Source organism: Corynebacterium flavescens (genome assembly GCF_008693105.1).
Lineage (GTDB): Bacteria > Actinomycetota > Actinomycetes > Mycobacteriales > Mycobacteriaceae > Corynebacterium > Corynebacterium flavescens.
The window spans coordinates 148,414-168,126 of the sequence record NZ_VXKK01000042.1 but is presented as its reverse complement, the minus strand read 5'-3'; the positions used below and the strand labels follow the sequence as shown (position 1 = coordinate 168,126).

The window sequence follows — 19,713 nt, the reverse complement described above, 5'->3', positions numbered from 1 at the left end:
AGCCGGAGCAGTTAGAACAACGTTATCGGGCGTACCTGGTTGGCCAAGTCAACCAGGGCATAGCGGTGGCGGGAGAACGGTGCTTGGCGGGCTAATGCCCGGAGGGCGTCGGCAAGCCCATAGCGCAAGCCGCGCTGGGTGAAAGGGAACTCGAAGAGGTCGTTGGGGGAAGCGGCCTCTTTCAGCTTGTTTTCGCGCAAGAAGCTCAAGCCCGCGGAGATGACAGCCACCTTGACCTGCAAGAAGCGCGGCTCGTTGTGGGGGATCTCCTCCAGACGCCTAGCCGCGCGCCGAATCCGCGACTCGGTCAGATCCTGCGTAATAAACTGCACGATGGTGGTCAGCCGCGCCATGCGGTGGTGCCGCGAGGCGTTGGGAACCTTGTCGAGCGTTGCCACGGCGAGCTCCACCTCGTGCTCGGCGCGGAGCTGACGCGCGAGGCCGAAAGCGGAGGAGACCGTCGTGGGATTGGTCGCCCACACCACGCCATAGAGCCTCATCGAATTAAAGCGCAGGTGTGCCGGGCTATCCGTGACGTGATCCCAGATGTCGGGGTGCTCAATGAATACGCGATCGGGGAGATCAGCGAGGGTAGTGCGCAGATTGGAACAGGCGCGCGCGAGACTGGGCTCGATGAGTGAGGTCTCATTAAAGCCCATCTGCTGCAAGATGAGCTCGTTGATGGCGGCCAGCGCGAGCTTGGGAGCAGACTCGCCTGGGAGCTGGTCAAGGACGTTGGCAAAGTGCACCTGGGCATCGCGGAAATCATCGTGCAATAGCTCCACCACCCCGGCGTACCACTGATAGCGCCAGTCCTGGCCGAGCTGCTCCTCGATGGAGAGAAGCCACTCACGCGCCTGCCCGGTGTAGCCGAGGTCGATCATGGAGCGAACGACGCCGAGCGGAATCTCCGCCGAGGACTCGTACTCGGGGGTCTGCATGGCCTGACGCAGCGTTTCCAGGGCCTCCTGGGGCTCGGTATAGGAGGCGCCTTGCAGGAGTGCCGCGCCGACATCCGCACGATCGAGCAGGGGTGTGGGCAGCGCGGATACCACCTCGGGGGCGGTGATGCGCACGGTGCGGTCGATGCCGTCGATAAGCTGATCGGTGCGGAACACCAGGTGCTTGGTGCCGAAGGTGGTGCGCTGCGGGGAGAAGAAAGAGTGCTGGGCGGGATGCTGGATGCCATCCCGGATGGCGATGACCTCACGCAACACCCCGAAGAGCTGATTGCGCATCTCATCGAGGCTGGAAAAGCGGCGCGCCGGGTCGGGGTCAGTGGCGCGCAGCAGGAGGCGGTAGAAGGAGAGGTAGCGGCGCAGCTCCGGCTCCACGCTGGGGGAAGGAATCCCCGGCTTGAACGCGCCATCCTCGGTGGGCAGGTGCAGGGTCAAGGCGGCCAAGGTGCGCCCGACAGTGTAGACATCGCTGGCGATGGAGGGGCCCTGCGTGGCCACCTCGGGGGCCTGGAAACCGTTGGTGCCGTAGATGTAGCCAAAGGCGCCGATTCCGGAGACCGCCCCCAGGTCAATGAGCTTGACCTGGTCCTCGGTGACGATGATGTTATCGGGCTTGAGATCGTTGTAAACCACGCCGCGGGAGTGGAGATAATCAAGCGCCGGGAGGATTTCGAGGATATAGGCAATGGCGGTATCGACGGGGAAGAGCTCGCCGGGCTGCTGCTTGCGGCGCTCGCGCAGGGAAGGCCCGCCCACGTACTCCATGACGATGAAGCCGCCGGGTACGCGCTGATCATCGATGAAGTTGAAAATCTTCACGATCCCGGGGTGGGTAATATCGGCCAAGAACTCACGCTCGGCGATGGCCGCGTCCTTCTCATCCTCGGACTTCTGGGACTGCAGCCCCTTGAGCACCACCATTCGCCCGGAGACAAAGTGATCGTTGGCCAGGTAGATCCAGCCCATGCCGCCGTGGGCGATGACCCCGAGGATCTCGTATTGACCGGCCACCATGTCACCTGGCTGAAGCTGCGGTGCCGGCGCCTTCTTCTGCGTCGGATCGATGAGCACTTCCGTGGCCGGGCGCGGGGTAACGAAGGGCAGCGTGGCCATGCCATCGGCCACCTCACGGTCGGTGCGCTGCGCGGTGCGGCGTTCGCGGAAAGTGTCGAGCGCCTTGCGCCGCGAGCGCTTGGAGGGATCCTCCTGGCGCCGCCTGTCACGCAGGTTACCTAGGTCCGCGATGAGGGCGGCGATGTTTTCGGGGTCGCCGTCGTAGTCCCCGGGCTCATCCGCGAGCGGATCGTAGGCCACGGCGTCGGTGTCCGGGCCTTCTTCCTCGTTGGCGAAGGGATCATAGGCTACGGCATCGGTGTCCGGACCCTCATCCTCATCTGCGAAGGGATCATATTTGACGGCCTGGGTGTGGGAATCATCGACCTCCGGCTCGAGATGGTCGAGCTCGTCCTCGCTGAAGGAGCCAAACTGGGTGTTTTTGGTCATCTAGTTCTCCTCCGGGGCGTCAGTGGCAGATTTCTTCGCAGCTTCGTCACCGTGTTCTTGTGGGGTTTCATCAATATAACGCGGCGCGGGAAGCGTGGGCTGGGGCAGGTATGCGCCCAGCCACTGGTTATAAATCCGGTTCCAGGTGCCGTCTCTTTGGATGCGCTCCAAGGTGGAATTGACCTGGCGCACCAGCGGGCGTGCGTCATACTTCTCACTGTTGCGCCGCATGGCAATGCCGTAGTTCTCCGTCTTGAGGCTTTCGCCCACGATGGAGGTATAGGCGTCTTGGGCCAGCATTCCAGACAGGACGGTATCATCGACAACGATGCCGTCGGTCTGGTTGAGCTGCAGCGCCATGAGGCAATCACCCCAGGAGACGGTCTCTAGGACGTTCGCCCGTGGCGCGTGCTCGGCGATGGCGCCCAGGGCCGTCGAGCCTTGCACCGCGCATAGCGTGCGACCGGCGGTATCTTCCATGGAGTTAATCCCTGAGCTGCTCAGCACCAGCGTGCGGGTATTCGTGGTGAGGTAGGGGGTGGAAAAAGAAACCTCTCGCTCGCGCTCGGGGGTAATGGTCATGGTGCGCACGATGAGGTCCACCGTCCCCTCATTGAGCGCTTGGGTGCGCTCGGAGGATTCGACGAAACGGAAATCCACCCGGTTGGGGTCACCGAATATATCGCGCGCGATCTCGTGGGCAATATCTACCTCGAAGCCGCGCACCTCACCCGAGGCGGTATCGCGGTAGCTGAGCAGGTTATTGGAACGGTCCACTCCCACGATGACGCGCCCACGCTTGACGATGTCCGGTACACGTTCCGCAGGGCTGCGGTCATCAGGGCGATAAGACCCAACGAGCTCCTGCGTGCTGGTCCGAGGCGGAGTAAGAGAGCCAGCCGAGCGCAGGACCGAGCCCTCCGGCAGCGGAGGCCCCGGTCTGACCTGGAGGTTGGCCACCCGCTCTTGGGGGGCCGGCGGGGTGTTCCGTGAGGGGAGGAAAGAACAGCCGGACGTTGCAAGGGCGATGACACTCGTGAGGAGTGCGCAGAGCTTTTTCTTCATCACAGGTACTCCTGCAGCCGTGGACGAATGCCCAGCCAGACGGCGATGATAGCCGCGATGGTGAGAAGCAAGACGGCCGTTGCCACCGTGGTTACGGCGTTGAGGCCCTGCTCAAGGTAGGAGCGCATGGACACGCGGGCCTCGGCGATGAGCTGGGCCAAGGCGGTATCCGTATCGGCGAAGGCTCGCGCGGTGGTGACCTCCTTATTTCCCGGGGTGGCATCCGTGGCCAGGGTGAGTGCATGATCATAATCGCCCTCGCTGAGGGCCTCCATGAGGCGGTCGTGGGCGTCGGTCCAGCGTTCCGTTGCCGCGCGGGCCTGTGGAATGAGCCCGGGGTTAGAGGCGGGAACATCCTCATCACGCAGGGCGTTTTCATAGTCCCCGAGCGCGGAGTTGATGGAATGCACCGTGCTTTGGAACTGCACGCGCATGTCTTGCTGCGAGGAGCGCAGCACCAGAGCCAGGGTCTCCGAGGTGCGTGTCTGCTGCGCCTCGATGCGCGAGGCGGTGAGGGAATCCCAGGGCCGTGAGGCGGTGGCAAAGCCTTGGTGGCCCGCCGCCCATGTGGCGAGGTTGGAGCCGCCTGCCCAGGACAAGGCGATGATTAGCATGATGGTGGCGGCCAGGAAGCCGCGATTGAATCTGCGCCTGGTCAGCCGCCACAGCCACCACTGCGCGATGAAGAGGAAAAACAGTGCTGCGAGGAGGCCGGAGAGCGGCACCCATTGCGGGGTGGTCAGCCTTTGCTGCTGCTCGTTGACCTTGTAGGAGGCGCGCTGAAAGAGCTCGGCCGCGGCGGGCAGGATCTGCTCGCGCATGAGGCTCGAGGCATTCGACATATAGGAGCTAGCCACCGAGTTTCCGGCGCGGTGATTAGATTGTGCCTTCTCCACCATGGCGGTATAAACCGGCAGCTCGCGTTGGATAAAGGTGACGAGATCTCGGATCCGCTGATCCTCTGGGCTGGTGCCGAGCACGGCCTGGGTGGCCGCGACGGAGGCAGCATCGATGGCCTCGTTGTAGCGCTGGCGATTATCAGCGGACTCCACGCCTGCCTGGACGAACCCCGTGGTGGCCACCGTATCTGCCAGGGACAGAGAGGTATAGAGGTGGTGAGCAGAGTTCGCCATGGGTTCCGTGGTGCTCAGCAGCTCATCGAGCGCGCTGTGGCGTGCCGCGGAGGAATTAGACATCGATATCCCTGCCGCGCCCAGAGCTAGGGTGAGGATCACCGTGACGGTAAAAAGCTTGCCCGGAGTAGTCGAGGCGAAGCCATAGAGCCGCCGCAGCAGGCGGGCGGGGCCGGCGAAGGAATTCATTGCCAGCTGGGTGACGTTATTGAAAGCCGGAGTGGCTGGCTCCGTGAGATCATCGAGCCAGTGATCGGCCGGGTGAACGCGCAGATCATGCACGTCAGCCACCTTCATTCCTGACTCTTTCATTCCTTTAGAATAGCGCCCGACCTGAGGACGATGCCACCATTGCCACACCTATTTCTTAAGGACTCGGAGTCGAGAGCCTCGTCGCAAAAGGTTAGTATGGGCGCTATGACATCCCAGTCACCTGAATCCGCTCACGCGTCGCGCCTTTCCTCCCGTTATTCGTCCGCCGCAGGCAGTGAGGCGGCATCCATGAAAGCACAGGGCAGCGGTGATGGTTGGGCGGCAGGGCCTGACGGAATCAAGGTCTGGGGGAAGTTTGGTGCGGCCGGGCTTTTCCTCGTTGCGGGCGATGAGGTGCTCCTGCAGTTTCGGGCCAAGTGGACGAATGCCGGGCACACGTGGGGTATTCCTGGCGGTGCCCGTGATTTTGAGGAACCTGCTGTAGCGGCAGCATTGCGCGAGACCCATGAGGAATGCGCTATCGAGGCGCGCGACGTAACGGTGCTGGGGGAAGAGGTCACGGCGGGCCCTTATCCTGCTGCGGCGCAGTTGCCCGGGCAGTGGACTTATACAACGGTGCTGGCGCAGACGCTCCACGGCGAGCGGCTTGCCACCGTTGCCAATGCGGAATCGGAGGAGCTGCGTTGGGTGGCGCTCGACGAGGTGGAAAAACTGCCACTGCTGGGGGCATTTCGGAAAGCCTTTCCCTACCTGCGGCAGCGTTTTGCACACCTTAAGCAATAGCGGCGCAACTTTTATGGCACTCTAGTCTTTATGATTGAAGTAGAGGGACTGACAAAGCAGTACAAGTCTGTCCGCGCTGTCGATGATCTAACCTTCAAGGTGGAACCAGGTATAGTCACCGGTTTCTTGGGTCCCAATGGTGCAGGCAAGTCGACCACGATGCGCATGATTTTGGGCCTCGATGAGCCAACGATGGGGCAATCGTTGGTCAACGGGCAGCATTATAGCGAGCTCAAGCACCCGCTACGCGTGGTCGGAGCCCTCCTTGACGCCAAGGCGGTGCACCCCAACCGCAGTGCCGCCAACCACCTAAAGTGGATGGCTCAATCCAATGGCATCAGCACCTCTCGCGTTGATGAGGTCCTTGACCTCGTGGGCCTGAGTGACGTCGCCGGGAAGAAGGCCGGCGGATTCTCCCTCGGCATGGGCCAGCGCCTCGGCCTAGCCGGCGCTTTGTTGGGGGATCCGGAGATTCTCATTCTTGATGAGCCCGTCAACGGCCTTGACCCCGAGGGAATCCGCTGGGTGCGCTCCCTCGTACGCGCCCTCGCCGCTGAGGGTCGCACGGTGTTGATCTCCTCGCACCTGCTTTCAGAGATGTCGCTGACCGCTGACCACCTCGTTGTCATTGGCCGCGGCAAGCTAGTGGCAAATCAATCCACCTATGACTTTGTCAAAGAACATTCCCAATCCTCAGTCATTGTGCGCTCGGAGTACCTCAAGGAATTTGCCGGTGCCCTGCGCGAGGAGGCGGTGGACTTCCAGGAAGCCGCCGACGAGGAAGGCCGGCCGACCCTCGTCATCAAGAATCGCACCACCGACTCGGTGGGCCAGCTGGCCTATTCCACCGGAGTACCGCTCAATGAGCTCAGCCTCAAGCGTGCCTCCCTCGAGGATGCCTTCATGCAGTTGACCGGAGACTCCGTGCAGTACCACGGCAATACTCCGCTGGTCATCGCGGAGCAGAGTACCCAGGAGCCCACTAACCAGGAGGCGCAGAAGTAAATGCTGCTTAATACAGTCAAGGCCGAGTGGACCAAGCTCCACACCACGCGTTCCTTCTGGTGGACCACCGCCGTATTCCTGTTCTTTGCTTGGGGCTGGGCTATCCTTAACGCCTCCCTGAGCGGACAGGTCGAGGGCGCGGCTGAGCTCAACCTGCTCAGCCCGCAGAGCGCCACCACAGTCCTGCTCATGCTGGGGCTTCCCGTGTTGATAATCCAGGCCACCATGGTGATAACCACCGAGTATCGCTATGGTGTGCAGACAACTGTCTACATGGCCAACCCGCGGCGCTGGATGGTCGCTGTGGTCAAGTACTTCTTGTACGCGATCTTCGCAGCCTTCTTGGTATTCGTCGCCATAGTTGGTGCCTACCTGCTCACCAGCGTCTTCGCGCCAGAGGATCTCGCGGATGGCTTCAAGCCTTTCAGTGATGATGCGGGTCGCCGCCTGCTGTGGCTCTACCCATTGGCTACCGCGATTCTCGTTCTGTTTAGCCAGGGCGTGGGCTTGCTGCTGCGCCAGACGGCGGGCGCTGTATCCATCAGCCTGATCCTTTACCTGGGCATCGATTCCTTTGTGCAGCTCATCCCGAAGGTGGGCGAGCGGATCATTGACTTCATGCCTTTTACCGCTTTTAACAATTGGTTAGCAGACATGGAGCCCTCCCAATATGCTTGGTGGGATTCGGCCACGGGCTCCGGCGTGGTCTTCTTCTGCTGGTCCTTGGCGCTATGGATCCTGGGGGCATTCTTGTTGATTAAGCGCGATGCATGATCCCGCTGCCGCTTCTTGGCACCCTGGCCCTGCTTTCGGCCACCGCGCCCTTTGCCACCGACATGTACCTGCCGGTGTTGCCCGCTATCGTCGAGGATCTAGACACTAGCCGCGCCCTTGTGCAGCTCACCCTCACCGGCTTCTTCATCGGGATGGGGCTGGGCCAGCTGGTAATTGGCCCCCTAAGTGATGCGATAGGGCGCAAAGGCCTCTTAATCGCAGGCGCCGGCTGCGCACTGGCGGCCTCCGTCCTCGCCGCCCTTGCGCCCTCCATTGAGGTACTTGTATTCGCGCGGGCCCTGCAGGGGCTCGGCGGGGGAGCCTGCGTGGTTCTCGCGCGCGCGGTGGTACCGGATCTCTTGGCCGGCAAGGCCGCGGCCAAGGCCTACTCTTTGCTCATGGCTCTCCAGGGCATCGCCCCAGCAGTCGCCCCAGTTATCGGTGGGGTACTGGCGCAGCCTTTGGGCTGGCGCGGAATCTTCTGGGTGCTCGCCGCCCTCCACGCGCTGCAGTTTGTCCTGGCTATCATCGTGGTTCCGGAGACTGCGGGCGGGCGTCCCCACGATCACCTCGTGTCCACCGTGGCGCGGAACTACCTGGCTGTGGCCAAGAGTCTGCGCTTCTGGGGCTTCGTGGTGACCATGGCCTACGGCTTCTGCTCGATGTTTTGCTACATCGCCGCATCTTCCTTCGTCATGCAGGAAGAATTCGGCTTCTCCGCGGCGGGCTATTCGCTCGTCTTTGCCTGCAACTCCTTGGGCCTGTTCGCCGCCACCCTGCTCAACGCCAAGGCCCTCGATACCTACTCTTCCGCCACGCTGTTGCGTGTTGGGGTGGCTGCGGCTTTTGTGTCTACGGTGGCGCTGGCGGCGTCGATTGTCGCGGGCGCTCCCGTGTGGCTCATCCTAGGAATCCTCTTTTGCGCCGTGGCTCCCACCGGATTCATCATGGGCAATTCCACCGCTTTGGCCACCGGGCTCATGCGTAAGCGGGCGGGCTCCGTGACCGCCATCATGGGGTTCATGCAGTCCTGCCTGGCCGGGGCGGTCAGCCCGCTGATGGGACTGGGCAGTGACGCGCTCATGACCATGGGCGTAGGCATGGTCATCTGCACCGCCATTGCCCTAGTCGGCGTCACCTTTGCCACCCGCAGGCTGCCGCAGGCGTGATGAAGGTCTAGTTACTGCAGCGCGGAGGTCAGGCGCATGGCGTTGTCGACGTAGCGGCGGAAGTATCCGCGCTCGTTCCATTCCGCGAGGGTGAGTTCGTGGCACACGGCGCGGTAGTTGCCGGCCAGCTCATTGAACTGCGCGATGAGGTCGCCCTTGGCCACCAGCATGGTGGACTCGTAATTCAGGCCGAAGGAGCGCATGTCCATGTTGGACGAGCCAAACATGCACAGTGGATCGCCCTCCTCATCATCCGGGTCGGTGAGGACGAACTTGGAATGCAGGACAAAGGGCTCAGGGAATTGGTAAATGTGCATTCCTGCCTCCAGGAGCGCCTGGTAGTAGGAGGATTGGGCGTGGTTGACCATGAATTGATCGGCCTTGCGGGAGACGTAGAGCTCTACGCGTACGCCGCGATAGCACGCGGTGGTCACGGCCTCGAGGAGGGATTCATCGGGGACGAAGTAAGGCGAGACCATCACGAGGCGCCGCTTGGCGTGGTGCACCAGGGAATTGAACATGCGCAGGTTGGGCTCGGTGGTATAGCCGGGACCTGAGGGGATGAGCTGAAGGTAGTTGACGTCCGCGGCCTCGCCGTCGTCATAGTCCAGCGCCTCGAGCTCTAAGGTCTCGTTGGATTCGATGTACCAATCCACGGCAAAGATTCCCGTCATCGAGGTAACCACCGGCCCGGTTAGCTTGACCATGTAGTCGATCCAGTAGCGGTCGGTGGTGCGGTACTCGCGTTTGATGAGGTTCATTGAGCCGATGAAGCCCGTGTGCCCGTCCACGATGAGCAGCTTGCGGTGATTGCGCAGGTCGGGGCGGCGGAAACGGGCCTTGTGGAGCTGAATGGGCAGCGTGAGGTGCCATTCGACGCCTATCGCGCTCAGGCGCTTGCCCAAGGTGGAGTAGCCGTCATACTTAATGCTGCCTATCTGATCGAGCAGCAGTTTCACCTTGACTCCGCGGGCGGTGGCGCGCGCGAGGGATTGATAGAAGTTGTCGGTGGTCTCATCCCAGGACTGGATGTAGACCTCGATGAGCACGTAGTGCTCTGCCTTGTCGATGGCCTGCGCCATGGCCTCGATAGCGGATTCATAGTCCGCATAAAGACCCTGGTTGTGCCCGATAAGTGCCGGGTATCCCGTCAGGGTGCGGTTGAGCCGAATGACGGATTCTATCTCGGGGGAAAGCCTGCCGGAGGGGTGATCCGGGGTATTGGCCGTGACATCCTCGATGAGCTCATTGGCCTCTTGCTGAATGCGGTGGCGCCGGCGGTTGATAGACGGCGAGCCCATGAGGAGGAAGAGCGGCAGACCCACGATGGGAAGCAGCAAAATGGCCAGCAGCCAGGCGCTGGAGCTCGAGGGGCGCCTGCCCTCTGGGACCACGCCGATGGCGATGATCTTTATCGTGTAATCGATGATCAAGAAGATCAGTTGCCAGATGGTGAGATCGACGCTGAGAGTCATAATTTTTAGTCCTCGCCCTGGCTTTAACGGACCGAGTCGAAGTCGGGGAGATCGAAATCGGCGATGAGTGGGGCGTGATCGGAGGTTTTATCGCCCGCGCGCTCAACTAGGTCTACCTGGGCACCGCGCACCGTGCGGGCCAGCGGCGCCGAGGCGAGCTGGAAGTCGATGCGCATTCCCTCGTTCTTTTGGAAGCGCATGCCCTTGTAATCAAAGTAGGTATAGCGCTGTTTCTCGGTGTAGCGGCGGGTTACCTCCTCGAGGCCGGCTTCCTCGAGCATCTGAAAGGCCGCGCGTTCTGGCTCGGTCACGTGCGTCTTGCCGCGGAAGGCCTCCATGTCCCATACGTCCTCATCGCGCGGGGCGATGTTGAAATCCCCCACCAGCAGCAGCTTGGATTGCGCACGGGCATGGGCGTAGCGCGAGAGGGAATAGAGAAACTGCAGCTTATAGTCGTAGTGGCGGTCGGTGATCTCGCGCCCATTGGGCACGTAGAGCGACCAGATCTCCACCCCGCGAATGCGGGCACCGAGGGCGCGGGCCTCCAGCTTCTGGGGCTTGTCCGGGTCTTTGGCAAAGCCGGGCTGCTCGGGGAAGGAGGTCTGAATATCGCTGAGCGGATCCCTGGAGATGATGGCCACGCCATTCCACTGGTTGAGGCCGTGGCAGGCCACGTGATAGCCGGCGTCAACGAAGTCTTGGGTGGGAAATTTATCGTCGGCGACTTTGGTCTCCTGTAGGCACAGCACGTCGAGGTCGTGGCTGTGCAACACATCCACCGCACGTGTGACGCGGGTGCGGACGGAGTTGATATTCCAGGTGGCTATGCGCATAGGCTACAGGTTACCGCGTTCAATTGAGTCATCGCCGCGTGGCGTAGAGGTGACGGTGGTGCTCGCCAAATCCCAGCTTGGTATAGAGGGCAATTCCGGGCGTGTTGCGGGACTGTACCTGGAGATAAGCGCGCTTCGCGCCGTTGTCCTTGCCCCAGCGCAGCATCTGCGCGCCCAAGCGCGTGCCAAGCCCGCGGCGGCGCCAGTCAGCGGCCACTTCTACGGCAGAGTACCCCAGCCAGCAGGTGCCGTCGCCGGAGCGCGTCAGGGTGCCGCGCGTTATCGCCACGGTCTCCCCGTCGATGCGGATGCGCCCGAAGCCGAGGGTTCCCTCGATGCGGTGACGCAGATACTCCAGCGCGGCAGGATGCAGAGCCTGGCCGCGGAAGTGGTAGAGGTCGAGCCAGTCCTTGTCGGGTTGCTCCGAAATCTCGAAGGCAGGATCGGGTTCAGCTCCTGGAACCGACTCCAGTGAGTCCAGCTCGCGAGTCATGACGAGGATCTCCGGCTCGAGCTCCCAGTCGGGGCCGAGCAGGCGTTCGGCAGGCTTACCCAGGCGCTCCGGCAAGAGCAGGCGCGTGGGTAGTCCGTGGCGCGCATAAAACTCATCGATCTCATCGATGGGGATGGCATTGAAGCCCGCGGAGGGGCCCAGCGGCGCGGCGGAGTTGGAGCGCCCAGTGACGCCGTCGCCGGCGCGCATGAGCCACTGCCCGTCGGCGGTCCAGGTGTGTTCCTTACCGGGGAAGGCGGCCGCGGTGGCGACCTCGATGGCGCGGATGTCGGAGTTGCGAATCGTGCGCGGCGAGAGCTTCTTGATGATCTTCAGCTGCGATTGCGGGATCTCCACCGCGGGCAGGGAGGAGGGAAAACCTCCCACCTCCTGGGGGCGAATGCGCAGGGGATTGAGCTCCACGACGTGCCCGAGGACGTCGCTATAGCTGCCGTCAATCTGGCGCCGCGCTACGACGCGGTCACCAACGCTGACCTCGTCCGAGCGGAAAATATGGCTCATGTGCTTCTCGCCGTCCCTAGTGTTCGGCTTCGAAAGGGTACTCGTCGTGGCCGAAAGGATCGGCTTCTTCGCCGGGCATCCACGTTAACCCCGGCTCGGTCCAGCCGTTGCGTTTGATGGCCTTCTTAGCCTGGCGCTTGTAGCGCCCGATAAGGGTATCGGTGTAGACGTATCCGTCGAGGTGCCCCGTCTCGTGCTGGAGCATGCGCGCGAAGAAGCCGTAGCCCTCCACGGTGATGTCCTCGCCGTGCTCGTTCTTGCCGGTCACTCGTGCCCAGTCGGCGCGGCCGGTGGGGAATCCCTCGCCGGGGACGGAGAGGCAGCCCTCGTCCTCGGAGCCGTCGTCGGAAGGCATGGTCTCGGGGATTTCGGAGGTCTCCAGCACAGGGTTGATGACGCATCCCTTGCGCATGCCACCATCCGGCTTCTCGGTGCCATTGGGCCCGTCGGTGTCGGGGCAGTGGTAGACAAAGAGGCGCTTGCTCACGCCTACTTGGTTGGCCGCTAGGCCCACGCCATTGGCCACGTCCATGGTCTCGTACATGTCGGCGATGAGCGTCTGGAGCTCGGGGGAATCAATCGGCTCGGTCACTGGCTCCGTGGGGTGGTGGAGTACCGGGTCGCCGTGGATAACGATGGGGCGAATAGTCATGGCATACAGTTTAGGCATGAGCACCCTGTCAGACCTAGACGCGGCCATTTTGGAGTTCGAGTCACATGCCCCGCGCGGCCAGGGACGCAAGGAAGAAGCCATTAGGGCGCGCCTCAAGATTTCTCCCGTGCGTTATCATCAGCGCCTTAACGTGCTTGTCGATGTCCCTGCTGCCGCGCAGGCCTATCCAACTCTCATTGCTCGCCTGCGTCGTGTGCGTGATAAACGCGAGGACACGCGGCGCGCCGCGCGCAACAATGGGGAACCTGAGCGCTAAAGTTACCAATGTGACTAATGTGAATCCGGAAAAGTCTGCAGAAACGGGCGCCCACGCCGCCCCCGAGAAGGCCGCCGCGGGAATGCCCCTGCGTGGCGTGGCCATGGTGCTCATCGCCGTCGCCGTCATGCTTGGTCTGTGGGGCTTGTACTCCCTAAGCTACGGCAGTTTCGATAAAGAATCCTCCTCCGCCAGCCCGGATGCCACCATGAGCGCCCCCGTAGAGGGAAGCGCTGCGGCCACACCCTCTGGGCAGGCAGGCCCGAGCGAGGAGTCCAAAGACGCCGCCGGCGATTCCCGCCCCGCCGAGGAAGCTCCCGTAGCAGAGGAGCAGGCGCCGGCTGCCGCGCCGGGCAACGGAAACGCCGAGCGTGACCCCAAGGACATCAAGGTCGCCGTACTCAACAACAGTGGCGAGGCGGGCAAGGCCAACGTCGAGGCCGATCGCCTCAAGGGCGACGGTTTTAACATCGGCTACGTGGGCAACCTGCCGGGTGATCTCCGCACGGTGCCCAAGACCACGGTCTTCTTCCCCAGCGGCGACGGCGCCGCAGAGTCCCTCGCCCGTGAGGTGGCGGCGGTCTATCAGGCCGATGTCGCCCCCATCGAAGGAAAGTTCCCCTCCGAGGCCACCGCTGACAACGGCATCATCGTTGCGCTAGCCATCCCGCAGGCCTAGGCGCAGGAGAATAAATAAAAGTCAGATGGCGAACGCACACGAGCGTTAGACTGGCTGGGTGAAGATTCCGGAAGAAAAGTTCGCGCGCTCGCCCGAGCACACCCTTGGCGTGGAGTGGGAAATCGCTCTCGTCGATCCGCAGACCTGGGACCTCGTGCCGCGCGGCGCTGAGCTCATTGAAAAGGTCAATGCCGCCTCCCCGGAATCGCACCTGGAGAAAGAGTTCCTGCAGAACACGGTCGAGCTCGTCACAGGCATTTGTCATACCGTCCCGGAGGCAATAGCGGATCTCTCTTCCTCCCTTGCGCCCGTGCGTGCCGCCGCCGAGGAAATGGGCGTGCGCCTGTGGTCCTCCGGCGGGCATCCCTTCACGGACTTTCGGAAGAACCCCGTCTCCGATAAGGCCAGCTACTCGGAGATCATCAACCGCACCCAGTATTGGGGCAAGCAGATGTTGCTGTGGGGCACCCACGTTCACGTCGGCATCAGCCACGAGGACCGCGTCTGGCCCATCATCAACGCGCTGATGACGAAGTACCCGCACTTGCTGGCCATCTCCGCCTGCTCGCCTGGCTGGGAGGGCCTCGATACAGGCTATGCCTCCAACCGCACCATGCTCTACCAGCAGCTGCCCACGGCCGGGCTTCCCTATCAATTTGAGAACTGGGCGCAGTGGCAGTCCTATATCCGGGACCAGGCCATATCTGGCGTTATCAACCACACCGGTTCCATGCACTTCGATATCCGTCCCGCCTCCAAGTGGGGCACGATTGAGGTCCGCATTTCCGATGCCGCCTCCAACCTCCGCGAGCTCTCCGCCATCGTGGCCCTGACCCACTGCCTCGTGGTCTACTACGACCGCATGATCGATCGCGGCGAAACCCTGCCCATCCTCCAGCCTTGGCACGTTGCCGAGAACAAGTGGCGCGCCGCGCGCTATGGCATGGAAGCGCTCGTCATTACCTCCCGGGAGACCGACGAGCGCTGGATCACGGAAGAACTCGAGGATCTCCTCGTCGAGCTCGAGCCCCTCTCCCGCGAGCTGGGCTGCGCCGATGAGCTGCAGCTCGTCCGCGAGATCATCGCAGGCGGAGCAGGCTACGAGCGCCAGCGTGCGTGCTACAACGAGACTGGGAGCTGGCGCGAAGTGGTCGCGCGTACCTCGCGTGAAATGGACACCCTCCTGCCGCTAGAGTCATCCCCGCAGATGGGGGATAAAGATTCTTAAGGCTCTAGGAGGCGGAAGCTGTTGCGGTGATAGTCAATCAAGTGATCGCTTTTCATCTTAGATAGCTCTCGAGAGAGCGCCGTTCGATCGACATTGAGGTGCTCGGCTAGCTCGTTCCTCCTCAGGGGGATGGTGAACATCGGCGACTGCTGCTGGGCAGACTGATCTTTCAAGAACAAGGTGAGCCTTTCGCGCAAAGATTTGCGCAGCATCATGCGCAGGTTCAGCTCAAGCCTTCGGTTCTTTTCATTGACCACTTTGAAGAGATTTTCCACCATGCGCAAACGGAGATCGCAGAGCGGCCCGTCTGGATCGTAAATGCGCTTCATGCCCAGTAATAAAACAGTGGCGGAAGTAGAAGCCGGCACCGTGCGATGAGTACGCTGCTTGCGATCCCACAACAAGTCCTCCCCGAATACTTGTCCAGGATTGATGATTTCCGTCAGATGGGTCGAGCCCTCGATGCTCTTGCTCTTGGAAAACAGGGTGCCCTCCAAGACGATTCCGATGTGGGACAGCGATTCGCCCTCCCTGCTCAGCACGTCGCCGCGTTGCACCCTATTTTCCCGTATTCCCAGGCAGCGACTGATTCTCAGCAGTTCGGGCGAACTGAAGCCGACGAAGACGTCGGAGTGAAGTCCTTCAAACTTCATTGATCCGGTGATGGGGGGATTCTTGTGCGCTAAGGCAGTCAAAGGTTCTCCTTCCGCTTTGTTGCTTGGGCAACCATTGGACGGACGGGCGTGCGCCATAATGATTCCTGCACCTTGGATAAATGCAAAGGATAGGCTAACTTAAATGGTCTTTCAACTGTGCGGGTGTGAGCCACAGGAGTCCGCCAGGGCTGAAGTGGCAAAAATACTCATCTATCAAGAAAGGCACGCATGTCCTCCCTCGATGAAGGCATCTTTACATTGGAAACCGGTTTGCCTCTTTCCACCGGCGTTGGTGATCTGGAGAAGAACAACCCCGCACCAGCAGGGGGCTACTCTCCCAAGCGCATCTATGACTCCGACAAGCTGGGCGTAACTCACGTTGCCTTTGATGCGGGCATAGAGCTCCCCGAGCATTCCGCGCCAGTTCCTATTGTTGTCCAGATAGCGCAGGGAGCGGTGGAGTTCCACGCCGGTGGAGTTGTGCATCGCCTGAGTAGCGGCTCAGTGCTCCACCTCGGCGCTGGCGTACCCCATTCCGTCCATTCAGTAGAACCCTCCCATGTCATTGTCACCTTCCTCAAGTAGAACCGGAATGAAAAGAACTCACATGAAGAAGGCAATTCTAGCGGCCAGCCTCGCCGCCATCACCACAGTCGGATTGGTCTTGGGCGGTTGCTCTGCCCCCAATAGCTCCACTGATGGAAGCCCTCAGGCTTCGTCTGCAGCGCCTGGCGCCACCTCGGATAAGACGGTCACGATCACCGATCACGCGGGCAATTCCGTGGAGATACCGGCGAATATCGAGCGCATCGCGGTTGATGAAATCCCCATCGCTTCCACCTACTTGGCATACAACGACGGTAAGGCACCGAAACTAATTGGTATGTCGCAGTCTGTGGTCGGCGCGCTCAAAGATACGGTCGTGAGTCTACGCCGACTGGCTGCGGTTGCTGGAGCAGGTATTCCAGGAGCCCGGCAAGATGGATGAAAAGATTGCCTATGGCCGCCAGCTTATCGACGACGCCAAGCAGCGAAGCTCCCAGGTCAGTGAGGCGGAACGCAAGCGTGCGCTTATCATCTTCAACTACAGCAATGGCACCGCCCGAGTGGCGGGGGATACCCCCTTCTTTGGCTACTACTGGTTGCAGACAGCCAATGCTAAGAACGCGGCCGAAGGCACTAGTCAGGGGCTGGCTCCCGTCAATGCTGAGCAGATACTGGCTTGGGATCCTGACGCGGTACTCATTGGCGGGGCCGGGCAGGCAAATCTGACGGTGGACCAGGTGCTTAATAACTCAGCCGAAGGCCTCGATCTCAGCGGCCTGCGCGCGGTCAAGGACAAGCAGGTCTACTCCAATGAGCTGGGCATGTGGAGCTGGTTTATCCCAAATCCTGATGCTCCTTTGGTTGCGAACTGGCTCGGCAAGACCCTCTATCCCGATGAGTTCTCAGACGTGGATCTGGTCAAGCAGGTCAAGGAGTATTACAAGAAGATCTACAACTTCGATCTTTCGGACGATCAAGCTCAGGACATCCTGCGGGGCTCCACGTCATAATGACCCGGCTCGTTCTTAAGGAGGGGAGACTACGGTGGTCAGCAATCATCGCCTTGATTGTCGGCCTCGGGCTCGTCATGGTTCTCAGCCTCATGCTAGGCAGGTACACGCTCACCATCGGCGACATCTATAACGCCGCGTGGTATCGCCTCTATGGCTTGAGCTTCGGCGAACCGGTCGACTCCGTCGTGTTTAACCTCCGCTTGCCCAGATTCCTGCTCGCAGCACTCGCAGGAGCAGGACTGGCAAGCGCCGGCACGGCCTTTCAGGGCATCTTTGGGAACCCTTTGGCCACCCCCGATACGCTGGGCGTGACGGCCGGGACATCGGTAGGCGCGGTCTCAGCGCTCATTCTGAATTTCTCCCTGGTGGGTGTACAGCTTCTTTCTTTCGTCGCCGGGATAGTAACGGTCGTGGTCACCACGCTCATTGCGCGGAACAAGCGCGGAGGAACGAGTGTGGTCATGTTGATACTCTCCGGCGTCATGGTCGGCGCCTTAGCAAGCGCAATCATGTCAATCCTGAAGTACACGGCTGATCCAAACAACAAGCTTCCCCAAATCACCTATTGGTTGATGGGGAGTCTTTCTGGGGCGAGTATGCGCACGCTGGCGCTAGGTGCGCCATTCATCGTGGTGGGTTCAGCGGTGATCTTTTTAATGAGATGGCGCCTTAACATCCTGGCCCTGGGGGACGATGAAGCTCGTGCAGCAGGAATGAATGTCCCGCGTGCTCGCGGCATCATCATTGTGGCTGCCACCCTCATCACGGCGGCTGTCGTATCGATGTGCGGCCAGGTTGGGTGGGTAGGTTTGCTCATTCCGCACTGCGCTCGGATGATCTGCGGTAACAATAATCGCTTCGTTGTCCCAGTGGGAACCGTCTTGGGAGCCATCTTCCTCGTAGTGATTGATACTCTGGCACGTTCCTCGATGGAGTCCGAAATCCCAATTTCTGTGCTCACGGCTATTATCGGCGCACCATTCTTCATCTACCTGCTGCGGCGTACAGGCGGTGGGTGGGCATGATAGAAATCCGCAACGCAACCTTCTCCTATCCCGGCCAGGCGCCTATCCTTCGGGGCATCAATGTGACGCTCGAGGGAGGCCACATCGTGGCGGTTCTCGGCCCCAACGGCGTTGGGAAAACCACTTTCCTCAGGTGCATGCTGGGCCTGATTCCTTGGTCATAAGCGAGCTGCTCCAATACGTTCAGGACGACGAGCTGATTGGAGCAGCTCGCTTATGAGCAAGGATTCTTGGTGGTGATGAATACCCACTACCCGGCCCATGCACTGCGAGTGGCAGACTATTCCATGATTCTGCGCGGCCAGCAGCCGCCGGTGTTTGGGCTCCGAGACAGGGTTCTCACGCCGGAAACCCTGGGCGCGGCTTTCGATGTGCAGCTCCACATCGCTGACGTTGAGGTCGGGGGACGCAGCTACCCGGCGGTCATTCTCATGAATGTTCGGGAAGAAGCTCCCCCTGAGCGGTTCTAGCTAGCAGCGGGAACCGAGCTCTTCGCGGCGGCCTTGCGGGGAATAAAACCCCAGGCCGCGTACACGGCGATGGCCACCAGACAGGTTGCCGTGAAGATCGTGGAGAGCCACGGATGCAAGAACGTGGTCGAGTCGAGGCCGCGGGAGGAGAGCTGCTCCCAGACAGGCGCTGATACGAAAGGTAGCTGGATGAGGATGAGGGCCGCGAATGACAGGAGCCCTGCTAACTGCGCGCCCCACACCGAGTGCAGGCGGTCACCCACGGCCTGGTTGACGGCGATGAAGACGACGATGCCCAGGGGAATCGTCCACACAAAGTGGTGATACCAGGCAAAGGGTGAGACCAAGCAGGAGCTGAGACCGGCAACGGTCAGTGCCGCGGAGTTGTTGCGGAGCTTATATGCGGTGCGCAGCGCCAGGCAGGTCAAGATGAAGACCACGAGCACGGCGAGGAGCCACTTCCAGCCGCCGTCGATGCCCCAGACGCGGTACATAAGCGAGCGCAGAGACTTCGCACCAGTATTGTCGTGGTCGCCCACGCGCGAGGAGTTGAACATGGCATCGGTCCAAAAGACCTTGGCATCCGGGATGAAGAGGAAGCCGAGGACGACGGTGACGATGAAGGTAAGGACGGAGATTCCGGCTGCCCACCAGCGCCGCTGGAAGAGCAAGACCAAGCCCATGTATGCCGGGGTGAGTTTGAGGCCCGCAGCTAGACCGATGCCGATGCCCGGCAGACGCCACTTGTGCGGCAAAATATCGAGGGCCACGAGAAGCATGAGCAGGACGTTGATCTGGCCGTAGAACAAGGTTCCGTGGATGGGCTCGTTGGCAGGAGTGGCTGCGGTCAGCAGGATCGCCACGAGGATTGCCAGCGGCGACAGGCGCAGCCCACGCTCCCGGAAGATCATGAGGATGATGATGAGCAGGCAGACAAAGATTCCGCCCTGCCAGACGCTGATGATGAGGTTATCGGACCAGCTGGCCATCTGCTCGAAGATCACGGCGGCAAAAGGCGGGTAAGTAAACGGGAAATTGTCTATATACGGCCCGTCATAAAGCAGGCCGCCGTGTGCAACGTCCTGGCCAGCAAGGCGGTAGATGCTCAGGTCGAAGGGGACTATCCACGCCATGGCGTTGTAGTTACCGCTGTAGATTGTGAAGCGATAAAACACTACAGCGACCAAGGCGCTCAGAAGTATCACAAGGGTAGGAGTGCCGTAGAGCTTTTTCACTTTTG

22 protein-coding genes are annotated in these 19,713 nt (G+C 61.3%); 13 read left to right on the top strand and 9 right to left on the bottom strand.

Features of this window, described 5'->3' with window-relative positions:
• Nucleotides 1-11: 11 nt before the first annotated feature.
• Genes F4V60_RS10975 through F4V60_RS10965 form a run of 3 tightly spaced genes read right to left on the bottom strand, consistent with a single transcriptional unit; the run spans nt 12 to nt 4,972 of the window.
• On the bottom strand, nt 12-2,462 hold the full coding sequence (locus F4V60_RS10975) for a serine/threonine protein kinase (RefSeq protein ID WP_075730613.1): 2,451 nt from the start codon (nt 2,460-2,462) through the stop codon (nt 12-14).
• The gene (locus F4V60_RS10970; protein ID WP_075730612.1) at nt 2,463-3,527 is read right to left on the bottom strand and encodes a glutamate ABC transporter substrate-binding protein; all 1,065 of its coding nucleotides are present in this window, start codon (nt 3,525-3,527) and stop codon (nt 2,463-2,465) included.
• A complete protein-coding gene (locus F4V60_RS10965; RefSeq protein ID WP_075730611.1) occupies nt 3,527-4,972 on the bottom strand; it encodes a hypothetical protein in 1,446 nt (481 codons plus the stop codon). The genes F4V60_RS10970 and F4V60_RS10965 overlap by 1 nt, the downstream gene beginning before the upstream one ends.
• A gap of 189 nt (nt 4,973-5,161) precedes the next feature.
• On the opposite strand from F4V60_RS10965, the gene F4V60_RS10960 reads away from it, so the two are divergent.
• The 4 genes from F4V60_RS10960 to F4V60_RS10945 are packed head-to-tail and all read left to right on the top strand — an operon-like array spanning nt 5,162 to nt 8,604.
• Nucleotides 5,162-5,656: an NUDIX domain-containing protein gene (locus F4V60_RS10960; protein WP_075730610.1), complete on the top strand. Its 495-nt coding sequence runs from the start codon at nt 5,162-5,164 to the stop codon at nt 5,654-5,656.
• 30 nt (nt 5,657-5,686) lie between these two features.
• Nucleotides 5,687-6,661, top strand: coding sequence for an ABC transporter ATP-binding protein (locus tag F4V60_RS10955; RefSeq protein ID WP_075730609.1), 975 nt, complete (start codon nt 5,687-5,689; stop codon nt 6,659-6,661).
• Entirely contained in the window at nt 6,662-7,435 is a 774-nt protein-coding gene (locus tag F4V60_RS10950) for an ABC transporter permease (protein ID WP_249041629.1), read from the top strand.
• A complete protein-coding gene (locus tag F4V60_RS10945; RefSeq protein WP_075730607.1) occupies nt 7,432-8,604 on the top strand; it encodes a multidrug effflux MFS transporter in 1,173 nt (390 codons plus the stop codon). Before F4V60_RS10950 ends, F4V60_RS10945 begins: the two co-directional genes overlap by 4 nt.
• Nucleotides 8,605-8,615: 11 nt before the next feature.
• On the opposite strand, the gene F4V60_RS10940 is transcribed toward F4V60_RS10945, so the two are convergent.
• The 4 genes from F4V60_RS10940 to F4V60_RS10925 are packed head-to-tail and all read right to left on the bottom strand — an operon-like array spanning nt 8,616 to nt 12,579.
• Nucleotides 8,616-10,079 (bottom strand): phospholipase D-like domain-containing protein, encoded by a 1,464-nt coding sequence (locus tag F4V60_RS10940; RefSeq protein WP_075730606.1) that lies wholly within the window; start codon nt 10,077-10,079, stop codon nt 8,616-8,618.
• A 23-nt stretch (nt 10,080-10,102) separates the two neighbouring features.
• A complete protein-coding gene (locus F4V60_RS10935; protein ID WP_075730605.1) occupies nt 10,103-10,912 on the bottom strand; it encodes an exodeoxyribonuclease III in 810 nt (269 codons plus the stop codon).
• A gap of 28 nt (nt 10,913-10,940) precedes the next feature.
• Nucleotides 10,941-11,927 carry an N-acetylglutamate synthase, CG3035 family gene (locus F4V60_RS10930; RefSeq protein WP_075730604.1) on the bottom strand — a complete coding sequence of 329 codons (987 nt, stop codon included), beginning with the start codon at nt 11,925-11,927 and terminating at the stop codon, nt 10,941-10,943.
• Nucleotides 11,928-11,943: 16 nt separating this feature from the next.
• The gene (locus F4V60_RS10925) at nt 11,944-12,579 is read right to left on the bottom strand and encodes a peptide deformylase (RefSeq protein WP_075731331.1); all 636 of its coding nucleotides are present in this window, start codon (nt 12,577-12,579) and stop codon (nt 11,944-11,946) included.
• A 16-nt stretch (nt 12,580-12,595) separates the two neighbouring features.
• On the opposite strand from F4V60_RS10925, the gene F4V60_RS10920 reads away from it, so the two are divergent.
• Genes F4V60_RS10920 through F4V60_RS10910 form a run of 3 tightly spaced genes read left to right on the top strand, consistent with a single transcriptional unit; the run spans nt 12,596 to nt 14,763 of the window.
• Nucleotides 12,596-12,856, top strand: coding sequence for a DUF3263 domain-containing protein (locus F4V60_RS10920; protein WP_075730603.1), 261 nt, complete (start codon nt 12,596-12,598; stop codon nt 12,854-12,856).
• 10 nt (nt 12,857-12,866) lie between these two features.
• Complete coding sequence (locus F4V60_RS10915; RefSeq protein WP_141255862.1) at nt 12,867-13,535, top strand: LytR C-terminal domain-containing protein; 669 nt, start codon at nt 12,867-12,869, stop codon at nt 13,533-13,535.
• Between the two features lie 58 nt (nt 13,536-13,593).
• Nucleotides 13,594-14,763 carry a glutamate--cysteine ligase gene (locus F4V60_RS10910; RefSeq protein ID WP_141255864.1) on the top strand — a complete coding sequence of 390 codons (1,170 nt, stop codon included), beginning with the start codon at nt 13,594-13,596 and terminating at the stop codon, nt 14,761-14,763.
• Here the strand turns inward: F4V60_RS10910 and F4V60_RS10905 are convergent.
• Nucleotides 14,760-15,515, bottom strand: a complete 756-nt coding sequence (locus tag F4V60_RS10905) for a Crp/Fnr family transcriptional regulator (protein ID WP_084559210.1) — start codon at nt 15,513-15,515, stop codon at nt 14,760-14,762. The genes F4V60_RS10910 and F4V60_RS10905 overlap by 4 nt on opposite strands.
• A 132-nt stretch (nt 15,516-15,647) precedes the next feature.
• On the opposite strand from F4V60_RS10905, the gene F4V60_RS10900 reads away from it, so the two are divergent.
• The 6 genes from F4V60_RS10900 to F4V60_RS10875 all read left to right on the top strand — a co-directional run bounded on the left by F4V60_RS10900 (nt 15,648) and on the right by F4V60_RS10875 (nt 18,473).
• The gene (locus tag F4V60_RS10900) at nt 15,648-16,004 is read left to right on the top strand and encodes a cupin domain-containing protein (RefSeq protein WP_075730600.1); all 357 of its coding nucleotides are present in this window, start codon (nt 15,648-15,650) and stop codon (nt 16,002-16,004) included.
• Between the two features lie 22 nt (nt 16,005-16,026).
• Nucleotides 16,027-16,407, top strand: a complete 381-nt coding sequence (locus tag F4V60_RS10895) for a hypothetical protein (protein ID WP_075730599.1) — start codon at nt 16,027-16,029, stop codon at nt 16,405-16,407.
• A complete protein-coding gene (locus F4V60_RS10890; RefSeq protein ID WP_232315928.1) occupies nt 16,400-16,975 on the top strand; it encodes an ABC transporter substrate-binding protein in 576 nt (191 codons plus the stop codon). The genes F4V60_RS10895 and F4V60_RS10890 overlap by 8 nt, the downstream gene beginning before the upstream one ends.
• Nucleotides 16,975-18,003, top strand: a complete 1,029-nt coding sequence (locus F4V60_RS10885) for a FecCD family ABC transporter permease (protein ID WP_075730597.1) — start codon at nt 16,975-16,977, stop codon at nt 18,001-18,003. The genes F4V60_RS10890 and F4V60_RS10885 overlap by 1 nt, the downstream gene beginning before the upstream one ends.
• Nucleotides 18,000-18,167, top strand: a complete 168-nt coding sequence (locus F4V60_RS13020) for an ABC transporter ATP-binding protein (RefSeq protein WP_084559208.1) — start codon at nt 18,000-18,002, stop codon at nt 18,165-18,167. Before F4V60_RS10885 ends, F4V60_RS13020 begins: the two co-directional genes overlap by 4 nt.
• 75 nt (nt 18,168-18,242) lie before the next feature.
• Nucleotides 18,243-18,473 (top strand): hypothetical protein, encoded by a 231-nt coding sequence (locus F4V60_RS10875; RefSeq protein ID WP_075730596.1) that lies wholly within the window; start codon nt 18,243-18,245, stop codon nt 18,471-18,473.
• On the opposite strand, the gene F4V60_RS10870 is transcribed toward F4V60_RS10875, so the two are convergent.
• The gene (locus F4V60_RS10870) at nt 18,470-19,708 is read right to left on the bottom strand and encodes a glycosyltransferase 87 family protein (protein WP_075730595.1); all 1,239 of its coding nucleotides are present in this window, start codon (nt 19,706-19,708) and stop codon (nt 18,470-18,472) included. The two genes, F4V60_RS10875 and F4V60_RS10870, sit on opposite strands and share 4 nt — an antisense overlap.
• Nucleotides 19,709-19,713: the final 5 nt, after the last annotated feature.